At 70.0% G+C, this 24818-nt stretch carries 16 protein-coding genes and 1 pseudogene; 2 read left to right on the top strand and 15 right to left on the bottom strand.

Annotated features, from left to right (window positions below; genetic code table 11):
* Positions 1-2 precede the first annotated feature (2 nt).
* The 4 genes from ACIBJB_RS13460 to ACIBJB_RS13445 all read right to left on the bottom strand — a co-directional run bounded on the left by ACIBJB_RS13460 (position 3) and on the right by ACIBJB_RS13445 (position 7319).
* On the bottom strand, positions 3-887 hold the full coding sequence (locus ACIBJB_RS13460) for a carbohydrate ABC transporter permease (protein ID WP_398929795.1): 885 nt from the start codon (positions 885-887) through the stop codon (positions 3-5).
* Positions 888-939: 52 nt separating this feature from the next.
* Positions 940-2238, bottom strand: a complete 1299-nt coding sequence (locus ACIBJB_RS13455; RefSeq protein WP_398929793.1) for an ABC transporter substrate-binding protein — start codon at positions 2236-2238, stop codon at positions 940-942.
* A 460-nt stretch (positions 2239-2698) separates the two neighbouring features.
* Positions 2699-3697: a LacI family DNA-binding transcriptional regulator gene (locus tag ACIBJB_RS13450; protein ID WP_398929791.1), complete on the bottom strand. Its 999-nt coding sequence runs from the start codon at positions 3695-3697 to the stop codon at positions 2699-2701.
* Positions 3698-4472: 775 nt separating this feature from the next.
* On the bottom strand, positions 4473-7319 hold the full coding sequence (locus ACIBJB_RS13445) for an AAA family ATPase (RefSeq protein ID WP_398929789.1): 2847 nt from the start codon (positions 7317-7319) through the stop codon (positions 4473-4475).
* A gap of 311 nt (positions 7320-7630) precedes the next feature.
* On the opposite strand from ACIBJB_RS13445, the gene ACIBJB_RS13440 reads away from it, so the two are divergent.
* A complete protein-coding gene (locus ACIBJB_RS13440) occupies positions 7631-8689 on the top strand; it encodes a WD40 repeat domain-containing protein (RefSeq protein ID WP_398929787.1) in 1059 nt (352 codons plus the stop codon).
* 381 nt (positions 8690-9070) lie between these two features.
* Here the strand turns inward: ACIBJB_RS13440 and ACIBJB_RS13435 are convergent.
* The 8 genes and pseudogenes from ACIBJB_RS13435 to ACIBJB_RS13400 all read right to left on the bottom strand — a co-directional run.
* Positions 9071-9316 (bottom strand): annotated as a pseudogene (locus ACIBJB_RS13435) (dehydrogenase); the annotation flags it as partial.
* Between the two features lie 184 nt (positions 9317-9500).
* The gene (locus ACIBJB_RS13430) at positions 9501-10238 is read right to left on the bottom strand and encodes an HAD family hydrolase (protein WP_398929785.1); all 738 of its coding nucleotides are present in this window, start codon (positions 10236-10238) and stop codon (positions 9501-9503) included.
* Positions 10235-11044: a DeoR/GlpR family DNA-binding transcription regulator gene (locus tag ACIBJB_RS13425; RefSeq protein WP_398929783.1), complete on the bottom strand. Its 810-nt coding sequence runs from the start codon at positions 11042-11044 to the stop codon at positions 10235-10237. Before ACIBJB_RS13425 ends, ACIBJB_RS13430 begins: the two co-directional genes overlap by 4 nt.
* Positions 11045-11208: 164 nt before the next feature.
* The gene (locus ACIBJB_RS13420; protein WP_398929781.1) at positions 11209-12243 is read right to left on the bottom strand and encodes a zinc-binding dehydrogenase; all 1035 of its coding nucleotides are present in this window, start codon (positions 12241-12243) and stop codon (positions 11209-11211) included.
* A 27-nt stretch (positions 12244-12270) separates the two neighbouring features.
* Entirely contained in the window at positions 12271-13278 is a 1008-nt protein-coding gene (locus tag ACIBJB_RS13415; RefSeq protein ID WP_398929779.1) for a zinc-dependent alcohol dehydrogenase family protein, read from the bottom strand.
* Positions 13275-14165: a carbohydrate ABC transporter permease gene (locus ACIBJB_RS13410; protein ID WP_398929777.1), complete on the bottom strand. Its 891-nt coding sequence runs from the start codon at positions 14163-14165 to the stop codon at positions 13275-13277. The genes ACIBJB_RS13415 and ACIBJB_RS13410 overlap by 4 nt, the downstream gene beginning before the upstream one ends.
* The gene (locus tag ACIBJB_RS13405) at positions 14162-15124 is read right to left on the bottom strand and encodes a carbohydrate ABC transporter permease (protein ID WP_398929775.1); all 963 of its coding nucleotides are present in this window, start codon (positions 15122-15124) and stop codon (positions 14162-14164) included. Before ACIBJB_RS13405 ends, ACIBJB_RS13410 begins: the two co-directional genes overlap by 4 nt.
* A 79-nt stretch (positions 15125-15203) precedes the next feature.
* Positions 15204-16556, bottom strand: coding sequence for an ABC transporter substrate-binding protein (locus tag ACIBJB_RS13400; protein ID WP_398929773.1), 1353 nt, complete (start codon positions 16554-16556; stop codon positions 15204-15206).
* A 275-nt stretch (positions 16557-16831) separates the two neighbouring features.
* On the opposite strand from ACIBJB_RS13400, the gene ACIBJB_RS13395 reads away from it, so the two are divergent.
* Positions 16832-17818, top strand: a complete 987-nt coding sequence (locus ACIBJB_RS13395; RefSeq protein WP_398929771.1) for a carbohydrate kinase — start codon at positions 16832-16834, stop codon at positions 17816-17818.
* 52 nt (positions 17819-17870) lie between these two features.
* On the opposite strand, the gene ACIBJB_RS13390 is transcribed toward ACIBJB_RS13395, so the two are convergent.
* The 3 genes from ACIBJB_RS13390 to ACIBJB_RS13380 form a co-directional block, all read right to left on the bottom strand.
* Entirely contained in the window at positions 17871-19388 is a 1518-nt protein-coding gene (locus tag ACIBJB_RS13390; RefSeq protein ID WP_398929769.1) for an FGGY-family carbohydrate kinase, read from the bottom strand.
* A 579-nt stretch (positions 19389-19967) separates the two neighbouring features.
* Complete coding sequence (locus ACIBJB_RS13385; RefSeq protein WP_398929767.1) at positions 19968-21701, bottom strand: carboxylesterase/lipase family protein; 1734 nt, start codon at positions 21699-21701, stop codon at positions 19968-19970.
* Positions 21702-21743: 42 nt separating this feature from the next.
* The gene (locus ACIBJB_RS13380; protein ID WP_398929765.1) at positions 21744-24785 is read right to left on the bottom strand and encodes a family 78 glycoside hydrolase catalytic domain; all 3042 of its coding nucleotides are present in this window, start codon (positions 24783-24785) and stop codon (positions 21744-21746) included.
* Positions 24786-24818: the final 33 nt, after the last annotated feature.

Genomic DNA, 24818 nt, shown 5'->3' with positions numbered 1-24818 from the left:
GTTCAGCCCTTGGTCAGGTCGCGGCGCGAGAAGCGGAAGATGATGAGGGAGACGCCGAGGCAGACGACGGTGAGCAGCGAGGCGATGGTGCTGCCGTAGCCGTAGTCGCCGTAGGAGAACGCGGTGCGGAACATGTAGAGGGTCAGCGGCGTCGTGTCGCTGCCCGGTCCGCCGTTGGTCAGGGCGAGGACCGAGTCGAACACCTTGAGGGTGCCGTTGATGCTGAAGACGACCGACGACAACAGCACGGGCGCGGACAGCGGCAGGACGATGTGCCGGATCAGCCGCCATCCGGTGGCGCCGTCCATCCGCGCCGACTCGAGGGTCTCGTCGGGGATGTCGAGGAGCCCGGCGAAGATGAGGACACCGTAGAAGCCCATGGATCGCCATACATCCATGCCGACCAGGACGATGAACGATCCGCCCGCGCCGGCGAACCAGTCGCCGTGGTGGAGGCCGAGCCCTTCGAGGGCGACGTTGGCCAGGCCGTTCTGCGGTGCGACGGCGAAGAGCTTCTGGAACATCAGGGCCACGGCGACCGTCGGCAGGATCACCGGGAAGAAGACCAGGGTCCGGATGAGCGCGGACGACTTGCGCAGGACGAACACGTAGAGCAGTGCGAGCAGGTACCCGCAGAGGACCTGCCCGGCGCTGACCGCGATCGCGTACTTGAAGGTGAACCACAGCGCCGAGTGCGCCTGCGGGTCGTGCCAGAGCTTGTCGAAGTTGCCGAGCCCCCCGAAGGTGAAGCCCCCGATGACGTTGCCCTTGAAGAAGGTGTAACCGAGGGACCAGCCCATCGGTACCAGCATGACCAGGGTGTACACCAGCAGCGCCGGGCCCAGCAGGACGGCGATGGCACGGCGGTCTCCCAGAACGGAACGCATGTCGGCTCTCTCACGAAGGGGGTTGGCGCGGATCACGGTGGTGCGGGAGCGGTCAGCCGTTGTCGAGATCCGCCTGGATCTTCTGCATGAAGTCCTTGGCCGAGAGGGAGCCGTTGACGAGCGGCGCCGCGTTCGTCTGGCTGGTCTCCGTCGCCTTCGTGTTGAAGAGCGCCTCGAACCACAGGGTGCTGGTCTTGGTCTTGGTGATGGTGTCCTGCACCGTCTGGGTGAGCGGAGGCAGCGTGCCGGTGTCACCGTTGGGCTTGAACCCGGAGACCGTGCCCTGGTCCTTCAGCGAGGCCGCGCCGTAGTTCTTGCTGATGCAGGAGAGCCAGTCGCCGACCTCGGGGGTGTAGGACTTCGCGGAGACGGCGACCGGGAGGCCGACGTTGGCCGGGATCTGGTCCGCGCTGCCCTTGCCGCCCGCGACGGTCGGAAACGGCATGAAGCCGACGTTGTCCGCACCGATCTTGTTCTTGGTCTTGTCATTGAAGTCGCCGAGCGCCCAGCTGCCCATGTAGTACATCCCGGCCTTGCCGGTCAGGAACTGCTGCGCCGCCGTGTCATAGTCGATCGAACCGACGCCCTTGCCGAAGTAGCCCGCCTTGCCCAGGTCGGCGATGGCCTGGGCTGCCTTCACATAGGCGGGGTCCGTCAGCTTGGCCTTGCCGTCCGCCACCGCCTGCAGGGCGTCCGGGCCGAGTTCGCGGTAGATGTAGCCGCTGATCAGACGGGTGAGGGGCCAGCCTTCCTTGCCGTCCGCGGAGAACGCGGTGACACCGGCGCCCTTGAGCTTCGCGGCAGCCGCAACCAACTGGTCGTATGTGGTCGGGACGGCGATGCCGTGGTCGGCGAAGAGCTTCTTGTTGTACCAGATGCCCTCGATGTTGAACTGGTAGGGCATGACGTTGAACTTGCCGTACAGGTTCTCGACGGTCTTGACGGCGGCCGGCTGGAGGTCGTCCCAGACACCGAGGTCCTTGAGCGTCTTCTCCAGGTCGAGGACCTGGCCGGCCTTGTCGAGGGTCTTGGTGAGCTGCGGGGTGCCTCCCGCCGCGAACTGCACCGGCAGGGCGTTCTGGCCGGCGAGCAGCTGCACCTTCTGGTCGACGTTGCCTATCGGCAGCGTCTGGATCTTCAGCGGCAGAGCCTTGTTCTGTGACGCGCACGAGCCCTTGCCCAGGGTGGTGAGCTCCTGCTGCACGATGTGGTTGTCGTCGTTGATGGTGAGGCTGAACGCCTTGACGTCACTGCCGGAGGTGCCTCCCCCGCCGCAGGCGCTGAGCAGCAGGCTCGTGGTGGCAGCGGTTGCCAGGAGGGCTATACGGCGGGTTCTGAGGGTGGTGTGCACAGGTGCTCCTCGGCGAGCGGTCGTTGAAACGCTTCAATGGAGGGATGCCGGGAACCTATGGCTCGTTTCTGCGTGTGTCAAGGATCTGTCGGGGATGTTTCCGAACCGCATCTGCGCCTCGTCAGGGCGCCCGGACCGACGGGGCTGCCACGAGCGTGAGGGGACGGTCTGCCGGTCAGCGTGACGGGCTGCAGCATGGCGGGCGATCAGGATTACGGACGGGTGCGCAGGTCAGGCGACGTCCGCTGCGCTGAGGAAGCGCTCTGAAGCGCGGGGGAATCCGGCCCGGGCACAATGGTTCCGCGGAGCCCGACAGAACATCGCTGCAGCTCTGGCGGAGCGCTTGGGCGTGGCACCGTCGCCGCGCCTGCGCGGACGATCTCGGCTCGGTGGCGGGCGCGGACGATCAGCTCGGTGGGCCGGCGCGGACGATCTCAACTCTGTGCACTGGCACAGAGGATCAGCTCGGTGCGCTCGCGCGGACAATCAGTTCGGGCTCCAACACCACGGTGGCATGACGGTGCTGGTTACCCGAAGCCACCTCGTCCATCAGCAACCGGATCGCCTCCTGCCCCATCATCCGGCCCGGCATGTCCACCGCGGTCAGCGGCACCGCCGCGGTGCCGGCCGCGCGGTTGTTCTCGCAGCCGACGACCGCGATCCGGTCGGGCACGCGGATCCCCGCCACGGTGTGGAGCTCATGGATGATGGCGTTGGCCAGCTCATCGGTGACGGCGATCAGGCCGTCCGGCAGATCGTCGGGGGCTCGCCGCGCGAGATCCTGCCCGACCACATGTCCGTGGGACGTGGTCAGGCCGCCGCTGTCGATCTCCTCCAGGGTGACGCCGCCTCCCGCCTCTTCGACCGCCGCACGCACCCCCCTGCGCCTGTCGCGCACGGGCTGGTAGTCGTCGTGCGCCACCACGTAGGCCAGTCGGGTGCGCCCGGTGTCGATGAGATGGCGGGCCGCCAGATATCCGACGTGCTCGTTGTTGACCAGCACCGAACAGCAAGTGCCCGGTCTCGGCGCGTAGTTGAGAAGCACGACCTGGCGCCCGTGCGAACGGATGCGGGCGATGCCGGCCGAGGAGTCCTCCATCGGAGCCAGCAGCACGCCGGTGACCCTGGACTCGTCGAAGAGGTCCAGATAGTCGTCCTGAAGCGACATGTCGCACGCCGTGTTCGCGAGCAGCAGGTTCTGGCCGGCCGCGCGGGCAGCGTCCTGAGCGCCGTGCGCCATGTCGATGAACAGGGAGTTCTCGATGTCGGCGAGCACCATGCCGACGCTGTTGGTCGATCCCGACACCAGCGACCGGGCGGCGTCATTGCGCACGAAACCCAGTCGGCCGATGGCTTCCCGGACGCGTTGTGCCGTCGCGGGACTCACCTTCGACGGGTGGTTGAGGACGTTGGAGACGGTGCCGACCGAGACGCCCGCGGCGTCGGCGACGTCCTGCATGCTCGGACTGGCATGCCCCTGTACTCGCGGACGGGCGGTTGCCACAGCGCTCCTCGACCTCCGGTCTCATTCAACCCCGGACCGCACGGCACTCACAGTGACCAGGCTGTCGCGGACAAGCCGCAGGATACCTGACGTGCGTTGAAGCGCTCTAAGCCATTGCGTCCGACCAGACTCCCCGGGTGCGCATGCGTGTCGATAACAGCAGGTCACAGCACAGCTCCGCCGGGACCTCCGGCGCGACACCGGCGAGCGCCCGCCAGCCAGGCCGACCGGTCGGCGCAGGCGGACTCCAAGGCAGAGGATGGCTGATCAGGGAAAACGCTGCACCGAGAGGTGACGGTCCGCAGGGAGACTATGTGTCTCCTCCGTCGACTTGATTGAAGCGCATCAATCAGCGCGGCCACCGCACACGGCAGCCTCGCAGGCACCGCACCACCCCGCGACCTCCACCCGGGTTCCCTGCGGTCCGGGGTCTGTCGGCCGAGTGGCTGGACGGGCTGCGGACGCGCCGGTCTGGTCCTGGAGGAGGCCGACGACGCCGACGGAGTGTGGTCGGGGTTCTGCCCGGACGGCAGCCCAGATTCCCAGGTTCCCCGGGACGGCTCTCACGGCATCGAGAATCGAGTCGCGTCCGTGGATCGTCTGGGACGAACTGCGGTCGTTGTTCGAGCTGTTGCTGCCCCAGCCGGGGCCGGTGGAGAGCCGGACGCGGATACCTGACCGGCAGGCGTTGTGCGGGATCCAGGTGTCCGCGGCTCGAACCATGCGTGGCTCATCCGCTCAAGGAAGGCATCGGCGTGCGCCCCGCCATCAGGCCCGCCAGAGCTGCCCGCGATGAGACTCCCGTCTTGCGGTAGACCCGAGAGATGTGGGTCTCGACCGTGCGGCGGCTCAGGCAGAGTCGTTCGGCGATCGCCGGGCTGGTGAGGCCGTCGGCGACGAGGTCGGCGATCTCCCGTTCGCGGGCGGTCAGCTCGGCAAGGCGGCGCTCGGGCCCGTCGTCGGCGGCGGCCACCGACGGGCCGACCGCGTCGGCAAGACCGGTCAGCATCCCGCAGCCCCCGGCCACGGCGAGCCGCCGCCCCCGGTGCCAGGCCGCCTGCCCGCGCCGCGAGCCGTCCGGGTCCGCCGCCAGCAGGGAGGCGCCGAAGAGCAGGGAGAACGCCTCCCAGAAGACCGCTGCGCTGCGGGCGCTCTCGTCGGCCGCCGCCACGAACAGGTCCGCCGCCGCCCTGTCGTCACCGAGACCGAGGCGTATCTGCGCGGCGCTGCGCATCGCCGAGGCACGCTGCACGGGCAGATCGAGCCGCTCGGCCTCCTCGTGGGCCCGCTCGGCCCAGTCCTTCGCCGCGTCCAGGTCACCCATGGTGACGGCGGCGGTCACCAGGACCTCCAGGAACAGCGGACGCATGGAGGGCTGCATCCGCCGCAGGCCGGGGCCGCCGGCACGCAGCACCGCCTCCCGGGCACGAGCCGGATCGCCGGCGGTGAGCGCCGCGTAGCCGAGTACACACCAAGCGATGGACGCCCACCAGTTGACGCCCAGACCCGCCGCGGCCACCGCCTCCTCGGCGGTGGCCAGTGGCCGCGGATCGCCGGGTGGGCAGGCGTCGACCAGGGCGTGCGCCCTGGTCGCGAGGACGAAGGCGAGCAGTTCGTCACTGCCGATGCCGCGGGCGATGTCCTCGGCCTCCTCGGACAGTTCCACCGCCGACGCGAGCCGACAGGTCTGGGTGCGCACATGTGTCTTGCACAGGAGAAGGTGGGGCAGGAGGTAGATCTGGCCGGTTCGGCGGGCTATGGCCAGGCCGCGATCGGCGTGCCGCTCGGCGTCGGCGAAGCGCTCCAGGAACGCCTCCGCCCAGGCCAGCCGTACCAGCGGCTCGCACACGCCGGTCAGATCACCGTCCGGCAGCGAGTCCACGAGGGCCGCCGCCCGGCGGGTGAAATCGTCCGCCGAGGCCGTCTCCCCCTCGTACGCCTCTCCCAGCGCCGCGACGCTCAGCGCACCCGCCACCCCCGTCTCGTCCCCGAGGGAGCGGGCCACCTCCAGGGTGTGTGCCACCTCGGAGCGCACCGTCTGGTACGAGGTGTCGTGCGGGGCCGAGGAGCCCAGCTCCAGGCCCAGCGCCACCTGGTCGGCGAGCGAGGGCGCGGGATCGGTACGGTGCAACTCGCGGCGGAGCAGGGCGACCGCCTCCGAGTAACGCCCCAGATGGCGCTCCATGACGGCGCACAGCACGACAGCGGACGCCCGCGACCCCGTCCCGTCGCCCGGGTCGGGCAGGGCGATCACCTGGTGCAACAGGTCCCGGCTCTCCCGGAGCCGGCCGCCGACGCCCAGCGCCCGGGCCCGCCGCAGCATCAACTCGCGCCGTCTGCCCGCGTGTTCCGGCGTGTGCGGCAGCTGCCGCAGCACCACCTCGAGCCAGTGCGCGCTGCTCGCGGGTGCCGTCTGCGCGGCCTGTTCGGCGGCCTCGTCCAGCACCGCCGCCGCCTGCGGGTCCCAGCCGGACAGCGACTGCTCGGCGTGGTGCGCCCGCTCGGCCAGTGGGGCGCCTGTCCGGGCGAGTTCGGCGCCGGCGAGCCGGTGGGTCTCCGTGCGCAGCCAGGGGTCGGTGCCGTCGCGGACGAGGCTGCGCAGCACGGGGTGGCGCAGTGCGATCCGCCCGTGCGTGCCGGTGCGCAGCAGGTCGCGCCGGGTCAGTACGGCGAGGTCCTCGGTCAGTTGCCCCGGCTCCTGGCCGGTCACCGGGCCGAGCAGCGCGGGCGTGGCGTGGTCGCCCAGGGCTGCCACCACTTGGACGAGCCGGCCCTGCGACGGCGTCAGCGGGGTCAGCTCGTCGAGCAGCAGCGCCCCGAGGCCGGTCGTGGACAGCCGGTTCACCGACGCGCCCTCGCGGTGCGCCTGGAGCAGGGTCAGCAGGTACAGCGGGTTGCCCTCACTCGCCGTGAAGAGCCGTACGGCCTGGTCGCGTGCCAGGTCGGGGGTGAGCAGTTCGATGCACTCCCGCTCGCCGAGCGGGCCGAGGACCGTCCGCCGTACCGTGCCGGTCTCCGTGCCGCGGGTGAGGGTCGCGGCGAGTGCCGCGGGGCTCTGCCGGTCACGGCGGGCGAGGACCAGCAGGACGCGGGCGCGCACGGGGTGCCGTACGAGATGGTCGAGGAGTTCCAGCGACGCGGCGTCCGCCCAGTGCATGTCGTCCAGGACCACGACCAGCCCAGACGCCGCGGCGTGGGTCAACAGGGCGGCGGTGGCCCGGTGCAGGTGGAAGCGGTCGGTGCTGCGGGGAGCGCCGCTGAGCACCGGGGCGACCTCGGAGGCCGCCGGGAAGGACTCCACGACTTCCGGGTCAAGGTCGGAGAAGGCGTCGGTGAACGGCTGGAACGGGATGTGGTGTTCGTACTCCGTCGCCCGGCCGCGCAGCACCGCCGCCCCGCGCCGTGTCGCGGCCAGGCACAGTTCGTGAACCAGCCTGCTCTTGCCGATGCCCGCCTCACCGCCGATGTCCAGCACCGCCGGGCGGCCGGACACGTCCCCCACCAGATCCGCCAACAGCCGGTCCAGCCGCGCGAGTTCCGCCTCTCTGCCGACCAGCGGTGTCCGTTCCGTCGTCATGCCCTCACGCCCCCGCGACAGTTGGTGCCCCCGTACATCTTGTCGTACGCCACTGACAACCTGTGAGTTCGTGTCTTCGATCTCACACCGCGTCGACGGCGAGCCGTCGACCCGAGCAGGTGAGCGTCGATCCACGTGGGACGGGCAACCTCGTCCGGGTGAGACGGGTCGGACGAACGGATGCGGAAACTACGTAACCGATCTACGTAACAGCACGATCGTCCCGGCCCGACGCACACGGAAAAATCAAGTCCTCCAGGGGCCGCGGCCGTTGCCGCATCAGGAAGGCTCCAGGATTTCGGGGAGGGCGGATGTTGATCGTCGGCACAGTGGCAGGGGTCGTCCTGCTGATCGTCCTGATCGTCGTATGGGTGGTCCGGCGGTCGGACGGCCGGTTCAAGTTCAGGCCGTCGTTCGAGGCGGCCTGCGAGGTCACGGTCGGCGGCCAAAGACTCGTGGCGTACTCCGGGCATCGCAAGGTGATCCGGATCGCGGACCCGGCCACCCTCGAGGACACGGCGGTCCTCACGGACTCGCGCACCTGGATCCGTACGCTGTGCGAGGTCCACGTCGACGGCAGGCCCCTGCTGGCGTCCGGCGGCCGGGACGGGGTCGTCCGGCTCTGGGATCTGGAGAACCGGGGCGCGCTCGTGGCCTCCCTCCCCGGTCACCGCGGCTGGGTGTACGGGCTGTGCACGGTGCGGGTCTCGGGGCGCGACCTGCTGGCCTCGGCGGGCCGGGACGGCGCGATACGCGTCTGGGACCCGCGCGACGGCCGACTGGTGCGCACGGTCGACACCGGTCCCCGGAGGGGGTGGATCTTCTCCCTGTGCCAGGTGCGTACGGGCGGGCGGACGCTGCTCGCGGCCGGGCACGGCAACGGCGCGGTGACCGTGTGGCACGCCGAGTCCGGGCAGGCGGCACTGGAGCTCGCCGCGCACAAACGCGCCGTGTGGGCCCTGTGCGAGGTGTCCGGCGGCGACCGCGCCCTGCTCGCCTCCTCCGGCTGGGACGGGGTCGTCCGGCTGTGGGACCTGGAGGCACGGGAGGAGGCACGGGCGTTCACCGCCGGAGTCGGGCCCGTGTACGCCCTGTGCCAGGCGGAGGCCGGGGACCGCACGCTTCTCGTCGCCGGCGGTGACGGACCGGGCACCGCCGTCTGGGACCCGTCCACCGGCGAGCGCGCCGGCGACCTGGGCATGGGCCTCGCCGGCCTCCTCAGCGGCCACGGCTGGGTACGCGCCGCCTGCCAGGTCCGGCCGGCGCAGGGCCCACCGCTGATCATCACCGCGGGCTACGACGACGGAGCACGTGTGTGGGACGTGGCGAAGGAGATCGGTTCACCTCCTCAAGAGAGGACAGCGTCCTGATCGCCCACCCGTACCCCCGCTTGTCGAACTCGGCCTGGATCAGCGCCACCGAGACAGAGCCGTCCTCCTGCGTCACCAGGTCCTCCCCCAGTTACTCCCGGACCTCGCGAGGGTGGCGTAAACCTTCCTCAGGCCAAGGGACTTGTTGTGCTCGCTGAGCTGCACCGCACGGTCGAAAACGGCCCTACTCGCCGACAGCGCAGTTGAGGACAACTTCATCGCGGTCACGGAGCATGCTCCCTCGAAAGGAGCCGTACCCTTCTTGGTCAGTGCTGTCAGCCGCGCGGGACATGACCGCGTCGTCGGTACGCAGAGGGCTCACAGAGCTGGTGCTGTGACCGGGAAGGGTCGCCGTTACTGCTCGCGTCTCCCCCGCCACGGGGCCAGGTGGATGCCGCCGTCCCGGTCGAGCGTGACGCGGTTCTCGGCGACGGGCAGGTCGTCTCCGCACAGCCAGAAGTCGACCGCCTGGTGGGCGAGTACCTCGAAGGGCATGTCGGGGACTACGGCCCCGGCCCAGCGGGGCGCTTCGCCGTGGATCTGCTCGGCGTCGGACTTGCCGTGCATCTGGATGCCGCCGAGGGGGGAGTCCCAGTCGTCGGATCCCAGGTACCAGTCGTGCAGGGCGCCTCCCGGTCGCCCCTTCGCACATGGTTCGGTTGGTGCGCGACGTGGGGGTCGCTCGCGCCGAGGGCTGCAAGGCCGCCCGCCGCTCGGGGGCCCGCCGCGAGGAGGAGATACGCCATGCCTTCATCGACGGCGTCAAGCAATCCGTCAGCGCGGGTACCCATACGCCCGCGGATCACCACGGTCAGTCCACGAGCCGCAGCACATCCGTCAGGCCGCGCTCACCGGTGCGGTGTTCCGCAGGCAGGATGTAGGTGCGCAGGCCGCAGGCGGCCGCGCCGCCGTCGCGGACCGGGTTGTCGCCGACCATGAGGGTGGCGCGGGGGTCCGCGCCGAGGTCGGCGCAGGCTTTGAGGAACAGCTGCGGGTCGGGCTTTTCGCGACCCTGCTCGTACGAGATGACGCAGGTGTCGATCAAGGCGTCCAGCCCGTGGTGGACGAGGTGGACGCGCAGGTCCCAGGCGAAGTCGCTGACGATGCCGACGCGCAGTCCGCGCTGGTGCAGGGCGCGCAGGACCGGTTCGGCGTCGGGATAGGGAACCCAGGCGTCCGGGGCCGTGAGTTCCCGGTAGGCCGCCTCCTCCGCGCCGCGCAGGAAGTCCACCTGCTCCCACCATCCCCACATGGCGCGGCGGTGCTGTGCGGAGGAGAGATCACGGCCTTCCTGTAGGGCTACGACGGAGGGCAGCCGGAAGGCGGCGCGCAACTGGTCGGAAATCCCGGCCACCGCGCCGGGCTCGTCCAGCAGAGCCAGACGGCCGGCGGCGGAGCCGACCCGGCGCAGCCACGTCTCCAGGTCGATCATCTGGAAGAGGGTGTTGCTGAAGTCGAACAGGACGGCCTGGACCGGGGGCACCGGCGCGGCCATCTCGGCATCGCTGGGGCGGTAGGCACTCGGTGTTTCGAACAGGGTGCGGATCACAGGGAGGGCTCTTCGGGTTCGACCGTCTCGACGGGGACTCCGAGGTCGCGTATGGCCGCGAGTTCGGTGTCTGGGGTTCCGGTGTCGGTGATGACGGTGTGGTAGTCGGTCACGGTGCCGTACGCGTAGGTGGCGGTCTTGCCGAACTTCGTGTGGTCCACCAGGAGCAGCGCCTGTTCGGCGGAGCCGAGCATGGCGAGCTTGACCTCGACGTAGTCGTTCAGGGGGTGGAAGAGGCGTCCTTCCAGGACGGCGGTGGCGGACAGCAGGGCGAGGTCGGCCCGGATTCGGGACAGGGCCCGGGTGACGGTGGGCCCGGTGCAGGAGTTGAAGTCGCCGCGGTAGTGGCCGCCCAGCAGGGTGACGTTCGCCCCGGGGGCGGCGGATCCGAGGCGCTGTGCGAGGCCGATGGAGTTGGTGACGACGTGCAGCTGGTCCACCTCGGCCAGGGCCGGCACCAGGGGGAACAGGGTGGTCGAGTCCTCCATGAGCACCGTGCTGCCCGGCCTGATCCGGCCTGCGGCGGCCGCGCAGAGCGCGTTCTTGGCCGCGAGGGCGCTGTTCTCACGGAAGCGGGTGGCGGTCTCCATGGTGAGGGCGGGGAACGCGACGGCCCGCCCGCGTTCCTTGCGCAGCAGATGACGCCCGGTGAGGTCGTCGAGATCCCGGTGCATGGTCATCAGGCTGACGTCGAAGTGCCGGGCGAGGTCGTCGATGCGGGTCTCGCCGTGGTCGGCGACATACCGCAGGACGGCCTGGCGCCGCTCCTCGACGGCCGCCTGTGACAGTCGCGTTCGGGCGGTCACGGCGCCCCTCCTTCCCGTTCGCTCCGGTATCGCAGTTTCCCACACGGGCCGGTGCGGGGCGGGGCCCGTCCGGCTCGCGGCCCTCGGGCCACCCGTGCGGCGGCTGCTCCGTACGACGTAGGTGTCTGTGTCCATCTCCGCGTCTCCGCCCGCGTGGCCCTCCGCTAGGGGCCGTCCACCGTCACCAGTACCTTGACCTGCTCCGGGTCGACGGACGCGGCGAACGCCTTGGCGGCGTCCTGAAGCGGGTAGGTGGCGGTGACGATCTCGGCGGTGTCGACGGCGCCGGACGCGATCAGGGACATCGCGGTGCGGTAGTCGTCGCCGGTGTACATCAGGGTGCCCTCGATGCGGATCTCCCGGTCCTGCACCAGGTCGAGGCGGACCGGGGTGGGCCCCGCGGCTCCGACGCCGACGACGATGATCGTGCCGCCCTTGGTGACCAGGTCGGTGGCCTGGGCGATGGACTGTTCGCGCGCCACGCAGTCGAAGACCACGTCGGCCGGTCCGCCGAGCGCCGCGTGGGCCTGGCCGGCGAGGTCGGTGGCGTCGGCGGGCAGGGCCGTGTCGGCTCCCAGACGCAGGGCGCGGTCCCGCTTGCCCGGCAGCAGGTCGGTGACGGCGATCTTCGCGGCGCCCGCGTGCCGGGCGGCGGCGAGGACGAGGAGACCGATGGGCCCGGCGCCGAGCACGACGACCGTCCGTCCGGTGAGATCGCCGGCCTTCGCCACGGCGTGCACGGGGGTGGCCAGGGGTTCGACGAGTGCGGCCTCGATGTCGGTCATGCCGTCGGGGACCCGGTGGACTCGGTCGGCCGGGATGGTGAACAGGTCGGCCATGGCGCCGGGTGTCTGGCAGCCGAACACCTTCAGTTCCTGGCAGATGTTGTAGCGGCCGGAGCGGCACTGGGGGCAGCGGCCGCAGTAGAGGTTGGGCTCGATGATCACCCGGTCGCCGGGGGCGAAGTCCTCAGCTCCCTTTCCTGCCACTGCCACGACACCGACCGCCTCGTGGCCGGGGCGGTAGGGCAGGTCGATGAAGGGGTGGTGGCCGGCCGCCGCATGGGTGTCGGAGCCGCACACGCCGACGACGGTGGTGCGCAGCAGGAGCTCGTCGTCCCCGGGTACGGGGGCGGGCACCTCCTCGAGGGTGATGTCGTCGAGGGAGCGGACGAGGACGCGGCGGATCTGCTCGGTCATGGGGGGGATTCCGTTCGGTTCAGGCGTTCACGCGGTGGCGAGGCCGGGCTGGATCTGGATCTTGCGGCCGATGCCTGCCTGGAAGCGGGCGACGGCGTCCGGGAACGCCGCGAGCGGGAGGCGGTCGCTGATGAAGACGCGCGGGTCGATGACACCGGTGGCGAAGAGGTCCGCGGCGCGTTCGAAGCTGTGCAGCACGGCCATGGAGCCGGTGATCGTGATCTCCTGGTTGTAGATCCTGTACGGCTCGATGGTGGCCCGGGCGGCGTAGTCGGCGACCCCGAACTGCAGGTATGTGCCGCCTTTGCCCACCCGGCCGAGGGCGTCCTGGATGGCTTTCGCGTTGCCGGTGGCGTCGACGACCAGATCCCATCCGTGATGCGGCGGGTCGATCTCGTCTGCGGACGCGGCACCGGCGGAGCAGCCCAACTGCCATGCCGTTGCCAGGCGTTCGGCGTTGAGGTCGACGACGTCGACGCTCGCGGCGCCGGTGGCCTTGGCGAGCTGGAGCATCATCAGGCCCATGGTTCCGGCGCCGTAGACGAGCACGCGGGAGGCGAGGCGGCTGCGCAGGACGTCGTAGCCGCGCACCGCGCAGGACAGCGGCTCGATCAGGGCCGCGTCCTGGACGTCCACGTGGTCGGGCAGTCGTACGCAGTTGGCGGCGGGCGCCACGGCGTACTCGGCGGCGGCGCCCGGGTGGGTGACGCCGATGGCGGCCCAGCGTTCGCAGAGGTTGTTGTGGCCGCGGCGGCAGTAGTGGCACTCGAAGCAGTACAGCGACGGGTCCACGGCGACCCGGTCGCCGAGCGCGAGTTCGGTGACCTCGCTGCCGCGGGCCACGATCTCGCCGGCGAACTCGTGGCCGGGGATGATGGGCAGCTTCGGGGCGAACTCCCCCTGGAGGATGTGCAGGTCGGTGCCGCACAGTCCGGTCGCCGCGACCTCGACGACGACCTCGCGCGGGCCGGGAGCGGGGTCGTCGACGGTGGCGATTTCGACGCTGCCGGGCCGGGTGATGACGGCCGCCCTCACTTCACCGCTCCCAGGGAGAGGCCGCGGACGAGCTTGTCCTGGGCGGCGAAACCGGCGATGAGGACCGGCAGGGAGACCAGGGTGGCCGCCGCGCACAGCCGGGCCAGGAACAGGCCCTCGTTGGTGATGAACCCGACCAGGAAGACGGGCGCGGTGGATGCCTGCGTCGCGGTGAGGTTCACGGCGAACATGAACTCGTTCCAGCTGAAGATGAAGCAGATCAGCGAGGTGGCGGCGAGTCCGGGCATGGCGACGGGTGCGACGACCCGCCACAGCACGGTGAGCAGGCCGGCTCCGTCGACCTCGGCCGCCTCCAGGATCTCCTTGGGGACTTCGGCGAGGAAGGAGCGCATCATCCACACCGCGATCGGCAGGTTCATGGCGGTGTAGAGGACGATCAGCGTCCACACGTTGTCCAGCATCCCGGCGTCCTTGACGATCAGGTACACCGGCAGGAGAGCCGCGATGGCCGGGAGGAACTTGGTGGACAGGAAGAAGAACATCACGTCGGTCCACTTCTCGACCGGCTTGATGGACAGCGCGTAGGCCGCCGGCACCGCCAGGGCGAGCACGAGCAGCGTCGAAAGAATGCTGGCCATGGCCGAGTTGAGGAGGAAGGGGGTGATGTCCCGGCTGAACAGGAGTTTGTACTGGTCAAAGGTGACGGCGGCGAAGGGGGTGGGCGGATTGGTGGCCGCGTCGGCCTCCTGGTGGAAGGAGGTGAGGACCATCCAGGCCACCGGCGCGAAGAACGCCAGGGTGGTCAGCCAGGCGACGAAGGTCCACAGGGGTGAAAGCCGGGGCTCACCGCCCTGGTCCTGCTTGCGGCGGAAGAGCTTTGTGAGCCTCGCCCCGGGCGCGGCGACTGCTGCGTGAGCGGTGGTCATCGGGATGCCTCCTCGCGGAACAGCGACGCGATGGTGCGCAGCGCGAAGGTCGCGATGACGAACGCGCCGAGAACGACGATGACACCGGCGGCGGCTGCCTCGCCGTACTCGTACTTGCGGAACATGGTCAGGTAGATCTCGTAGGGCAGGTTGGTGGTCTGGGAGCCGGGGCCGCCCTGGGTGATGGTGAAGACCGCGTCGAAGGTCTGCACTACGTAGATCGTGCCGAGCAGGACACCCAGCTCGATGTACTGGCGCAGGTGCGGCAGCGTGATGTGGCGGAAGGTCTGCAGCGCGGAGGCGCCGTCCATGCGGGCCGCCTCCAGCACGTCGCCTGGCTGTGCCTGCAGGCCGGCCAGGAGGATCAGCATCATGAACGGGGTCCATTGCCAGACCAGCGACACCACGACAGCCGGCATGGGGTAGGAGGAGATCCAGTCGACCGTGGGGCCGTTGTCCGCGCCGAAGAGCCGGTAGACGGCGTTGAGGGTGCCGTTGAGCAGGCCGTAGTCGGGGTTGTAGATGGCGTGCTTCCACAGCAGCGCCGCCGCGACCGGCATCACGAGAAAGGGCGCGATGAGCAGCGTGCGCGCAAGGCCGCGGCCGGCGAAGCGGCGGTCGAGGAGCATCGCCAGCCCGAGTCCGAGGATCACGCTGATGACCACCACGGACGCGGTGAGCACGACGGTGTTGAGCACGGCCGTGCGCAGCCGCTCGTCGGTGAAGACGAACGAGAAGTTGGAGAGGCCGACGAAGTGCCTCTCCCCCGGCTTGAGGATGTTCCACTGGAACGTGGAGATGATCAACGTGGCCACGAAGGGCAGCTGCGTGACGACGATGGTGAAGATCAGCGCGGGCAGCAGCGGGATGCGGCGCTTCCACTTGGCCGCCGCGCTCGAGGAGTTCCGGGTACGGACGGGTGGTGGTGCCGTCTTGGGGGGTGCGGTGAGCGTGGTCATGGATGGTTCCTCCGCCGGTGAAGGCCGGGGTCGCGGGGAGCGGCGCCCGGCCGGCACGCGACCGGCCGGGCGCTGAAGGTCACTTCTGGTAGGTCTTGGCGACGTCCTCGGCCAGCTTCTGGCCGTCGTCGAGCGCCTTGTCCACGCTGGTCTTGCCGGCGATGGCGGCGGAGATCTCCTGGGTGACCTTGGTGCCCAGGTCCTGGAACTCGGGGATGGCCACGTACTGGATGCCCACGGTCGGCCGGGGCTGGACACCCGGGTTCGCCGGGTCGGCGCCCTCGATGGACTTCAGGGTGATGTCACCGAAGGAGGCGGCGGCCTTCTTGTACTGAGGGATCTCGTACGTGCTGGCCCGCTTGCCGGCCGGGACACGCGCCCAGCCGAGCTTCTCGCCGACGAGGTTCTCGTACTTCTTGCTGGAGGCCCACAGCATGAACTTCGAGGCGGCGTCGGCGTTCTTCGTGGTCTTGGGCATGGCCCACGACCAGGCCCACAGCCAACCGCTGCTGTCCGTCTTGACGGTCGGCGCGTAGGCGTAGCCGACATGTCCGGCGATCTTGCTGGCGCTCGGGTCCTCCAGTGAGCCGGCCGCGCTGGTCGCGTCGTACCACATGGCGACCTTCTTCTGGCTCAGCGCGTTCAGGCACTCGGTGAACCCGGCCTGCGGGGCGCCGGCCTCACCGTGCTCTCGGACCAGGTCGACGTAGAACTTCGTGGCCTCCTTGAAGCCGCCGCTGTTGACCTGCGCCTTCCAGTCCTTGGTGAACCAGGTGCCGCCGAAGGTGTTGACCATGGACGTCAGCGGAGCCCCCAGCTCGCCCCAGCCGGCCAGACCGCGCAGGCAGATGCCCTTCATGCCCGGCTCGGCACCGTCGACCTTGGCCGCGATGTCGGCGATCTGCTGCCAGGTCGGGTGCTCGGGCACGGTGACGCCCTTCGCCTTCATGACGTCCTTGTTGTACATGAGCATCGAGGACTCGCCGTAGAACGGAAGGGCGTAGAGCTTGCCGTCCGAGCCGGTGAGCGACTGGACCATCGGCTTGAGCAGGTCGGCCTTGTCGAAGGTCTTGTCCTTGTCGGCGTACGAGCCCAAGTCGTGCAGCCAGCCGTTCTTCTCCCAGATGGGCACCTCGTAGGCGCCGATGGTGGCGACGTCGTACTGGCCGGCCTGGGTGGCGATGTCCTGGGTGACCTTGTCGCGCAGCTCGTTCTCGGGAAGGACCGTGAAGTTCACCTTGATGCCGGTGTCCTTCGTGAAGGTGCTCTTGGTCAGCTTCGCGATGTCCTCCATCTGCGGGTTGCCGACCATCAGGACGTTGATGCTCTTCCCTCCGCCCGAGGACCCGCCGGCTCCGGCTCCGGAGCAGGCGGTGGCGAGCAGGGCGGTGGCGGCGGCGCCGGCTATGAGGGCGTATCTGGTCGATGCCATGTGACGGGGGACCTCTCGTACAGGTTCGCCGGGACCTCGACTGAGGCGCGGCGGGTCGAGCGGGGGGTGGGGATGCGTCCTTGGGGAGTCGGGCGCGTTTCGTTGGCCGAATTATTATCAGGAGACTGCGCCGTTGTTAACACATCTTGCGAGAAAATCTCTTCGGACTTATCGTCAAGCGGTCTCCACGGGGCTACCGGAGTCCACCGAACAGTCCAGCTCGACAGCCCAGCCCAAGCTCTCGACCTTGCCGCCGCCGTCCCCGAGGAACCCACATGAGCGCCAGACCGGAACTCGCAGACCACCCTGCCGTCGTCGTCGCCGGAGAGCCGCTGGTGGACCTCACTCCCGCCCGCACGGCCGATGGCGCCACGGCCTTCCAGCCACGCCCGGGCGGCTCCTGCCTCAACGTCGCCGCCGGTCTCGGCCGGCTCCGAGTCCCCACGGCACTGCTCGCGCGCATCTCCGACGACCACTTCGGCGATCTCCTGCGCGCACACCTCGCGGCATCCGGCACCCGGCTCACCCATGTGCTGCCCGCGTCCGACCCCACCACTCTCGCCGCCGTGCAGCTGCGCGAGGACGGGTCGGCCGCCTACTCCTTCCACGCGAACGGCACCGCCGACCGCGGCCTGCTCCCTGAACACCTCACTGCTCTCCCGGACGGCGGCGCGCTGCCCGCGCGGACGGCTCTGCACCTCGGGTCGCTGGGTCTGCTGCTCGACCCCCTGGCCTCCACGCTCGACGGACTGATTCGCCGCGAGGCGGGCCGGCGGCTGGTCTCTCTCGACCCCAACGTGCGGCCGGGCCTGGTCACCGACCGCGCCGCCTGTCTCCGGCGATTCGCCGAGTGGGTGGCGCTCGCCGACGTGGTGAAGGCGAGCGACGAGGACGTGGCCTGGCTCCACCCCGGTGAGTCGTACGAGGCGGTGGCCGAACGCTGGCTCGCGTCAGGGGCGGGACTCGTCCTGATCACGTTCGGCTCCCAGGGCGCCTGGGCCATCGGCCGCGACGCCCGCGTCCATGTGCCGGCCCCGGCTGTCCGGGTCGTCGACACGGTGGGAGCGGGCGATGCCTTCACCGCCGGAGTGCTCGCCCATCTGCACCACACCGGCCGACTCAGCCGCGAAGGCGTCGACCACCTCGCCGGCGGCGAGCTTGCCCGGTTGCTGTCGTACGCCGTGGACATCGCGGCCGACACCTGCACCCGCGCGGGAGCCCAGCCGCCGTACCGCTACGACGGCGCGCCGACCCCCCTGTAGCGGCAGCGCCTGGATGCCCGTCGATCCCTCATGTCGCCAGCCCGTCCAGCACTCACTCCGGAGCCTCGGGCGCGTCCAGTCGGGCCCAGACCGGGCCGAGAGCCTCCGTCGCCTCCCGGTACACCGCATACGCCTCGTCGAGTACGGCGACCCGGTCGGGGCGGGGTTCGTGGCGCCTGAGTACGGCGGGGGTGGCGCGCAGGTCCGTCACGTCGTCGAGCATTCCGACGGCGGTGGCGGCGAGCAGGGCCGCTCCCCGGGCGGCGCTCTCCTGCACGTCGGTCACCACGACCGGCCGCCGCAGGGCGTCGGCGAACATCTGGCTCCACACCGCGCTGTGGGCGGCGCCGCCGGTCAGCCGGGCCGCCGCCGCGGTGACCGGCAGCTTCGAGCAGAGCGCGTCGACGTGCCAGCGGTGATTGAGGACCACGCCCTCCATCAGGGCCCGCAGCAGGTGGCCGCGGCCGTGCCAACCGCGAAGGCCGAGGAACGTCCCGGACGCGGGATGCGGGTGCGGAGAGCCGTAGACGAACGGGTGGAACAACACCTGCGACGGGCCGTCCAGGCACGCCTCGACCTCTCGGCCGATCGCCTCGTGGATGCCGTACCGCTGGTCGGTCGGTGCGCCGGTGACCCTCAGGAACCACTCCAGGTTCGCCACCGACGCGGGTGAGGTGGACATGGTCATCCACTGGCCCGGTCGGACGAAGTGACGGACCTGCCAGCGCGGATCGACGACCGGGCGCTCGCTGACCACCTGGTTGATGCTGAACGACCCGGCGATCAGGGAGAGTTCGCCCGGGGTCGTGCCGCCGATCCCGAGCGCGGCGGCATCGACGTCATGGGCGCCCGTGACGACGGGCGTGCCGGCGGTGAGCCCGGTGAGCGCCGCTGCCTCGGGGGTGACGGTTCCGCTCACCGCGTCACAGGGCAGCACGGGCGGCAGCAGGCCGGCGAGCGCGCCGAGGCCGTACAGGTCGAGCAGCTCCGGCGAGTATCCGCCGCGCCGCATGTCGGTGAAGGAGGCACTGGCGTCCGTGGGATCGGTGGCCACCGCGCCTGTCAGTCTCAGGCGCAGCCAGTCCTTGCAGGACAGCATCCAACGGGCCTGCCGAAGCACTCCCGGCTCGTGGCGGGCGAGCCAGGCCAGCAGGGCGGCCGGGGAACCCGCGAAGGGCACCGTGCCCGACAGCTCAAGGGCGCGGGACCAGACCGGAGTGCCCCGCCACTCCTCCAGCACCGGTTCCGCGCGCGTGTCCATTGCCACGATCCCGGCCCGGGCCGGCCGACCCCGCTCGTCGACGGCGTACAGGCCGTCGCCGTGCCCGGCCAGTCCCACCGCGGCGACGGCCCGCCCCGCGTCCGGTCCCGCTTCGGCGAGACAGGCGGCGATGGCCTGGAACGCCGTCCGCCACACCTCGTCCATGTCCCGCTCGACCCAGTGAGGCCGAGGGGTTTCCAGCGGCAGAGTGCCGCTGCCCCGCGCCACCGCTCGGCCGGTGGCGTCGAACAGCACGGCCTTGGTCACGGTGTGTCCCGCGTCGACACCGAGCAACAATTCACGCCCCACAGCTCACACCCGCCCCGGGCCGCGGACATGGACCACCGCGGCGCGCCGGCCGGACGACGCTGCCCGCGGCGACGAACCGCGCCGAACGCAGTGTCCTCGCCGCGCCGGAACCCTCGGGTTTCCGATCAGTCAACGCCGCGCCCCGTCCCGAGGCATGGGCCGCACACCGTTGCCTCGGTGTCGAGGTACCCGGCAGGGATGCGTCGATCACCGATGACTGGAACGCGCACTGCGGTCTCCTCGCGTGCCGAAGCCACCATCCACCGAGCCGATCGTCCCATGTAGCTGGTCGGCGCGCCCTGAGTGTCATCTGTCCGACGGCGTGCCCCTCTCCCCTCCCGGGAGCGGTCGGCAACCGACGCGACCAGCTCCGACCATGGTGCCGGGCAGCGGTCAGCCGAGTGGGACGCCGGTGAGCGCAGACCCGTGCGGGTCAGAGCAGTGTCAAGAAGCGCTTCCTCCCGGGCGTGAACGCCCGGGGTCCCGCGCTGGATCATGTTGAAGAACGGCCGTGTTACGCGCCCCCGGGTTTCCAGGGAGCTCAGCAGGCCGAGTGACCGGCGACGCCGGACGCCGAGCTCAGGCCTGGTTCTCCCAGAACAGTCTTTCGCTCCGGTCCGGGTCGTTGACGACCCGGCACCTGGCGTCGAGCCACATCGTGGCACGGTCGGTCAGGGTGTAGGCGGGCCATCTCGGCACGCCCGCCGCCGTGGGGCGGCCCGTGTGAGCGAAGCCGGCCCACAGTTCGCTCATGTGTTGTGCGGTTGCCAGCCGCCCCGGCGACTGATCCTTGTTGAGGATGTAGTCGAGATTCTTGTCGGTGTTGGCGAACTTGAGGTTGATGTCCGACGCGTGCGGTGAGCCGATGGGGAAATCGGTGCCGGGCACCAGGGTCGGGCTGGGGTAGGCGAGCTGATACATGAACACGGGCGCGGCGTGCTGCGCCCTTTTTACCTCCGCGATCTTGATTGCGTCGCGCCAGATGGGCGAGGTGGTGATCGCGAAGTAGAGCTGTGCCGGCGTCGCGCCGGGCCGCGACACCCGGAAGGTCCGGATGATCTCGTCGAGCTCGGCGCCCTGATAGGTGCCACTGAGCCTGCTGCGCAGTCCGGCCTCATCGATGCTGAAGATGTCGGGCGGCCCGAAAAGACTGAAGAACACCGTTTCGTCGCGGCAGGTTCCGCACATCAGCGGCTTGTCGGCCGAGAAGGGCGCGGGGCCGTCGGCGAAGGGGTGGCGCGGGATGACGGTGCCGTCGACGAAGGCGCCGAAGCCGGGGAGCGGGCCGGGGTCGCCCCACGGCGGAGCGCCGTTCGCGGCTTCGGACTGCTGGATCTCCAGTAGTCTCGCGGCCGGGATGTCGTGGAGCCGGGGAATGTCCGCCGTGGTCAGTCCCAGTAACTCCAGCGTGCGTCTGGCCCGGGCGGTGGCACCGTAGCGGGTGGGGAAGCGCAGTGGCGCGGCGCTTTCGATCGAGGCCTTGTGGAACAGCCGCGAGGCGGCCGGCATGGTGTGGACGGCCGCGGTCTTGGCCCCGCCGCCACTCTCACCCCAGACCATGATGTTGTCGGGGTCGCCGCCGAAGTTCTCGATGTTCTCCCTGGTCCAGCGCAGCGCGGCGAGAATGTCCAGCATTCCCTGGTTGGCCGCGTAGTCACCGTCGGCGAGATCGCCCAGGAACAGGTAGCCCAGCAACCCAAGCCGGTGATTGGACTCGACCACCACCACGTCATAGAGCTGCGCCAGATGGGTCCCGTCCTGCCCGGTGGCTGAGCCGGAACCGATCATGTAGCCGCCGCCGTGGTTGTAGAACATCACCGGCCGTCGCCTGCGGTCGGCGGCCGGGGTCCAGATGTTGAGGTAGAGGCAGTCTTCGGAGGGAGCCGGCATCCGGCCGTTGCCGCCTGGCCCCATCTCGCCGCCCGCCACCTGGAATGCCGGGTTGGGGAAGCTCACCGCTTCGCGTACGCCGGACCACCTCGTGGGCGGCTTCGGAGCTTTGAACCGGAGTTCGCCGAGCGGTGGCGTGGCGTAGGGCACGCCGAGGAACTTGGCGATGCCGTCCTCATGCTTCCCGCGGACCCTGCCGTAGCGGGTCGGTGCCACGACCGTGCTCCCGGCGGACCGCGCATGTGCTGGGAAGGGCATGCTCATCGCGGCCATGATGGACAGCGAACTGCCGATCATCGCTCTGCGGTTCATTTCCGAGTCGACCATCAGACCTCCCTCTTCAAAGAGCGCAGCGATTGCGCTCCGGACTTCCGTAAACGTGTCTTGCTCCCTTTCACCTCGTGGCGCTGGACCTCGTCTCACACGTGGCGGGAGGGGACTTGACGCCCTCTCAGGGGCAGCCCTTCACCGGAGCGTGGTGGTGATGTGGTACCGACCGGACGTCAGCCGACAGACGTACTCGCCGTCGGTGTGGTCCATGAAGCGCACGCCCTCCGCTCGTGCCAGCGGTGTCCGTCCCTCGCGGACGGACTCGGCCGACGCCGCCGGAAGTCGCAGTACGGCCTCGCTGTTCGCGGGCACGTCCACGTCGTACACAAGCTCCCTGCCGCCGTCCTCCAGCTTCCATTCGCTCTTGATCACGCCGTACGGCGACTCGTACAAGCCCGACACCTGGGTGATCCGGCCGGTCGGGTCGATGTGGGGTTGGAGCAGGAAGCGCTTGAAGCCGGGGCTGTCCGGGTCGCGAGCGATGCCGGCCATGTAGGCGTACATCCACTCCATGATCGCGCCATAGGCGTAGTGGTTGAACGAGTTCATACCGACCGGGCCGAAGCCGACGTCCTCGGCGTAGGAGTTCCAGCGCTCCCAGACGGTGGTGGCACCGTTCTTGACGGAAAAGAGCCAGGACGGCATCGCATCCTGGTGCAACAGCTGGTACGCCAGATCCGGGCGGCCCTCGTCGGTGAGTACGGGCGCGAGGACGTTCACGCCGAGGAAGCCGACGGACAGGGTGTTCTCGGCGTACCGGACCCGGCTGCTGTTCGGGTGCGCCGCCTTGTAGGCCGCGTCATTGCCGATGTTGTCCGCCAAGTGCCCTACCAGCGCGCGGCGTTGAGCCTCGGTCTCGTAGAACCCGAGCTTGAGGACCCACAGCAGTGCTGTCTGACTGTTGTCCTCCGTCTTCTGGTTGGGGTCGGAACCCGGTTCGATCGGGGAGGCGTCGCCCAGGCTGGACTTGACCGTGGCCCCGCCGCCCTCGGTGCTCAGGTACTTGGTGATGAATGCCTGTCTGATGCGCCCGAAGAGCCGCTCGTACGCTTCTCTTTCCGCCGTCCGGCCGGTCGCGCGGGCCATCTGCGCCATCAACCGGGCGACATAGCCGTAGTAGACATCGCTCATGAGCTGGGCGCTGGTCTTCTGCAACCCCAGCCAGTCGCCGGTGAGGGAGCCCTGTCCGGCGTAGGTGTCGCCGGTCTGGTCCTGGATCCAGTCCAGGTAGCGGGTCATCGCCGGCCAGCTGTCGTCGACGATGGTCGCGTCGCCGGTCATCTGCCACACGGTCCACGGCACGATGACGCCGGCATCCGCCCAACCGCTGCCCCCGCCGGGAAAGTTGTACCGTCCGCCGGGTGCGACCCCGGTGAACTGCGCTTTGTCCGCGCCGTAGATGAGGGCGGAGTCGACGACGGTGTCCTGGAAGTGGCTCAGGAAGGCACCGGCGTCCGCGTTGTAGAGGGCGGTGGTGGCGAAGACCTGAGTGTCGCCGGTCCAGCCGAGGCGTTCGTCGCGCTGGGGGCAGTCGGTGGGCACCCAGAGGTAGTTGCCGCGCTGGCCCCAACGGATGTTGCTCGCCAACTGGTTGATGTCGGGATCGTTGGTGGTGACGGTGCCGGTCTCGCGGATCGCGGAGGTGGCGACCTTTCCGGTCAGGCCGGTGATGGTGACGGTCTGCGTGGCGGTGACGGACACGTACCGGAAGCCGTAGAAGGTCAGGGAGTCCTGATGAGTCTCCCCGCGCCGGTCGCCCTTGAGGATGTACGTGCTGGTGGCCTTGGCGCTGCGGAGGTTGGCCCGGTAGACGGAGCCCTCGGGGCCGTCCGCGCCGGCGCTGTCGTCGTTGAGCATCTCGCCGAACCGGAACTCGACCTTGGCTCCGGCCGGTCCGCGCAGGCTGTAGCGGGCCACGCCGACCATGTTCTGGCCGAGGTCGAAGACGGCGGTCTCACCGGTGCCGATCGTGACCGAGGCGGAGGCCGCCTTCACGGGGTCGGTCACCGTCCGGGCCGGGTCCACGACGATGCGACCCCTGCCGTTGGGGCTGCCGTCTTGTCCGGTCACGCCGCTGGCGACGGTGATCGACTGCGGTCGGCGGTCCCAGCGGGGCATGAAACGCGCGGTCTCGCCTGGGTAGGCGAGGAGCTGCACGTCCGGGTACTTCTCCTCCACGGCGACTCGTGTCACGTCCGACCAGGCGGAGACGTCGAAGCCGGACGCCGTCCAGCCCGGCAGCTCCTTGCGGGCGTCAAAGGTCTGGCCGTCGTAGATGTCGTCGGCCCGGTAGGGGCCGGTATCCGTGGCCTTCCAGCTTCCGTCCGGCTCGGTGACGACGGTCTGCGACGAGCCGTCGGCGTACCGGATCAGCAACTTGGCCTTGAGGGCCAGGGCGTTGCCGTCGCTGGAGTAGTAGGTGCTGCCGTCGGAGGCACGGCTGTTGTACCAGCCGTTGCCGAGGACGGCGGCGAGTGTGACGGCTCGCTCCCGGGTCACCAGGTCCGTGACGTCGTAGGCCATGTAGTTGACGCGCACGTCGTAGTTGGTCCAGCCCGGGGGCAGCAGTTCGATCGTGCTGCCGCCGTCCTGCGGAACGGTGACGTGGCGTCCGTTGACGTACGCGTTGTAGACGCCGAGGGCGGAGACGTACAGGCGTGCCTCGCGGACCCGGGAACGGCTCCTCAGGGCTGCTTCGGTCCGCAGCATGGGGGCGCCGGGCGAGTCGGGGGGCTTTCCCTTCATCCCGATCCACTGTGCGCCGTCCCATCCGGCGACGCCGTCGGTGGTCATCAGGCCGGTCTCGAAGGAGGCGGGGGGTGCGGTGCCGACCGGGCGGCCCTCGGTGTCCCACACGGTGACGCTCCAGTGGTAGCGGGTTGAAGGCCGCAGGGCCTTGCCCGTGTAGCGGACGGCCACCGAGTCGGACGAGCTGACGCGGCCGCTGTTCCAGACGTCGGCACGGGCTGTGGTGAGCTTGTCCGGCGAGCCGGCGACCAGGATCTGGTACGCGCCCTGGCTTCGCCCCCGGCCGACGGACCGCATGCGCCAGCCGAAACGCGGCCGGGCGGCGTCCACACCCAGCGGATCGGTGCGGTGTTCCACGGTCAGCCCCAGCACCGCGCCGCCCTCCGCGTGACGCGGCGCCTGCGCCGCCGCACTCGTTCCGCCTCCCATGGCGCCGGCCCCTACCGACACGGCGCCGACCGT

This window comes from Streptomyces sp. NPDC050759 (genome assembly GCF_044456945.1).
GTDB lineage: Bacteria > Actinomycetota > Actinomycetes > Streptomycetales > Streptomycetaceae > Streptomyces.
The sequence above is the reverse complement of the archived record's forward strand: the minus strand, read 5'-3'. Positions and strand labels throughout refer to the sequence as shown.

What these genes read in the sequence shown, in the direction of transcription:
- ACIBJB_RS13410 (WP_398929777.1), bottom strand. Translation starts at nt 14,165, where the DNA reads ATGACCACCGCTCACGCAGCAGTCGCCGCGCCCGGGGCGAGGCTCACA.
- ACIBJB_RS13405 (WP_398929775.1), bottom strand. Translation starts at nt 15,124, where the DNA reads ATGACCACGCTCACCGCACCCCCCAAGACGGCACCACCACCCGTCCGT.
- ACIBJB_RS13460 (WP_398929795.1), bottom strand. Translation starts at nt 887, where the DNA reads ATGCGTTCCGTTCTGGGAGACCGCCGTGCCATCGCCGTCCTGCTGGGC.
- ACIBJB_RS13380 (WP_398929765.1), bottom strand. Translation starts at nt 24,785, where the DNA reads ATGGGAGGCGGAACGAGTGCGGCGGCGCAGGCGCCGCGTCACGCGGAG.
- ACIBJB_RS13420 (WP_398929781.1), bottom strand. Translation starts at nt 12,243, where the DNA reads ATGACCGAGCAGATCCGCCGCGTCCTCGTCCGCTCCCTCGACGACATC.
- ACIBJB_RS13400 (WP_398929773.1), bottom strand. Translation starts at nt 16,556, where the DNA reads ATGGCATCGACCAGATACGCCCTCATAGCCGGCGCCGCCGCCACCGCC.
- ACIBJB_RS13440 (WP_398929787.1), top strand. Translation starts at nt 7,631, where the DNA reads ATGTTGATCGTCGGCACAGTGGCAGGGGTCGTCCTGCTGATCGTCCTG.
- ACIBJB_RS13395 (WP_398929771.1), top strand. Translation starts at nt 16,832, where the DNA reads ATGAGCGCCAGACCGGAACTCGCAGACCACCCTGCCGTCGTCGTCGCC.
- ACIBJB_RS13450 (WP_398929791.1), bottom strand. Translation starts at nt 3,697, where the DNA reads ATGCAGGACGTCGCCGACGCCGCGGGCGTCTCGGTCGGCACCGTCTCC.
- ACIBJB_RS13445 (WP_398929789.1), bottom strand. Translation starts at nt 7,319, where the DNA reads ATGACGACGGAACGGACACCGCTGGTCGGCAGAGAGGCGGAACTCGCG.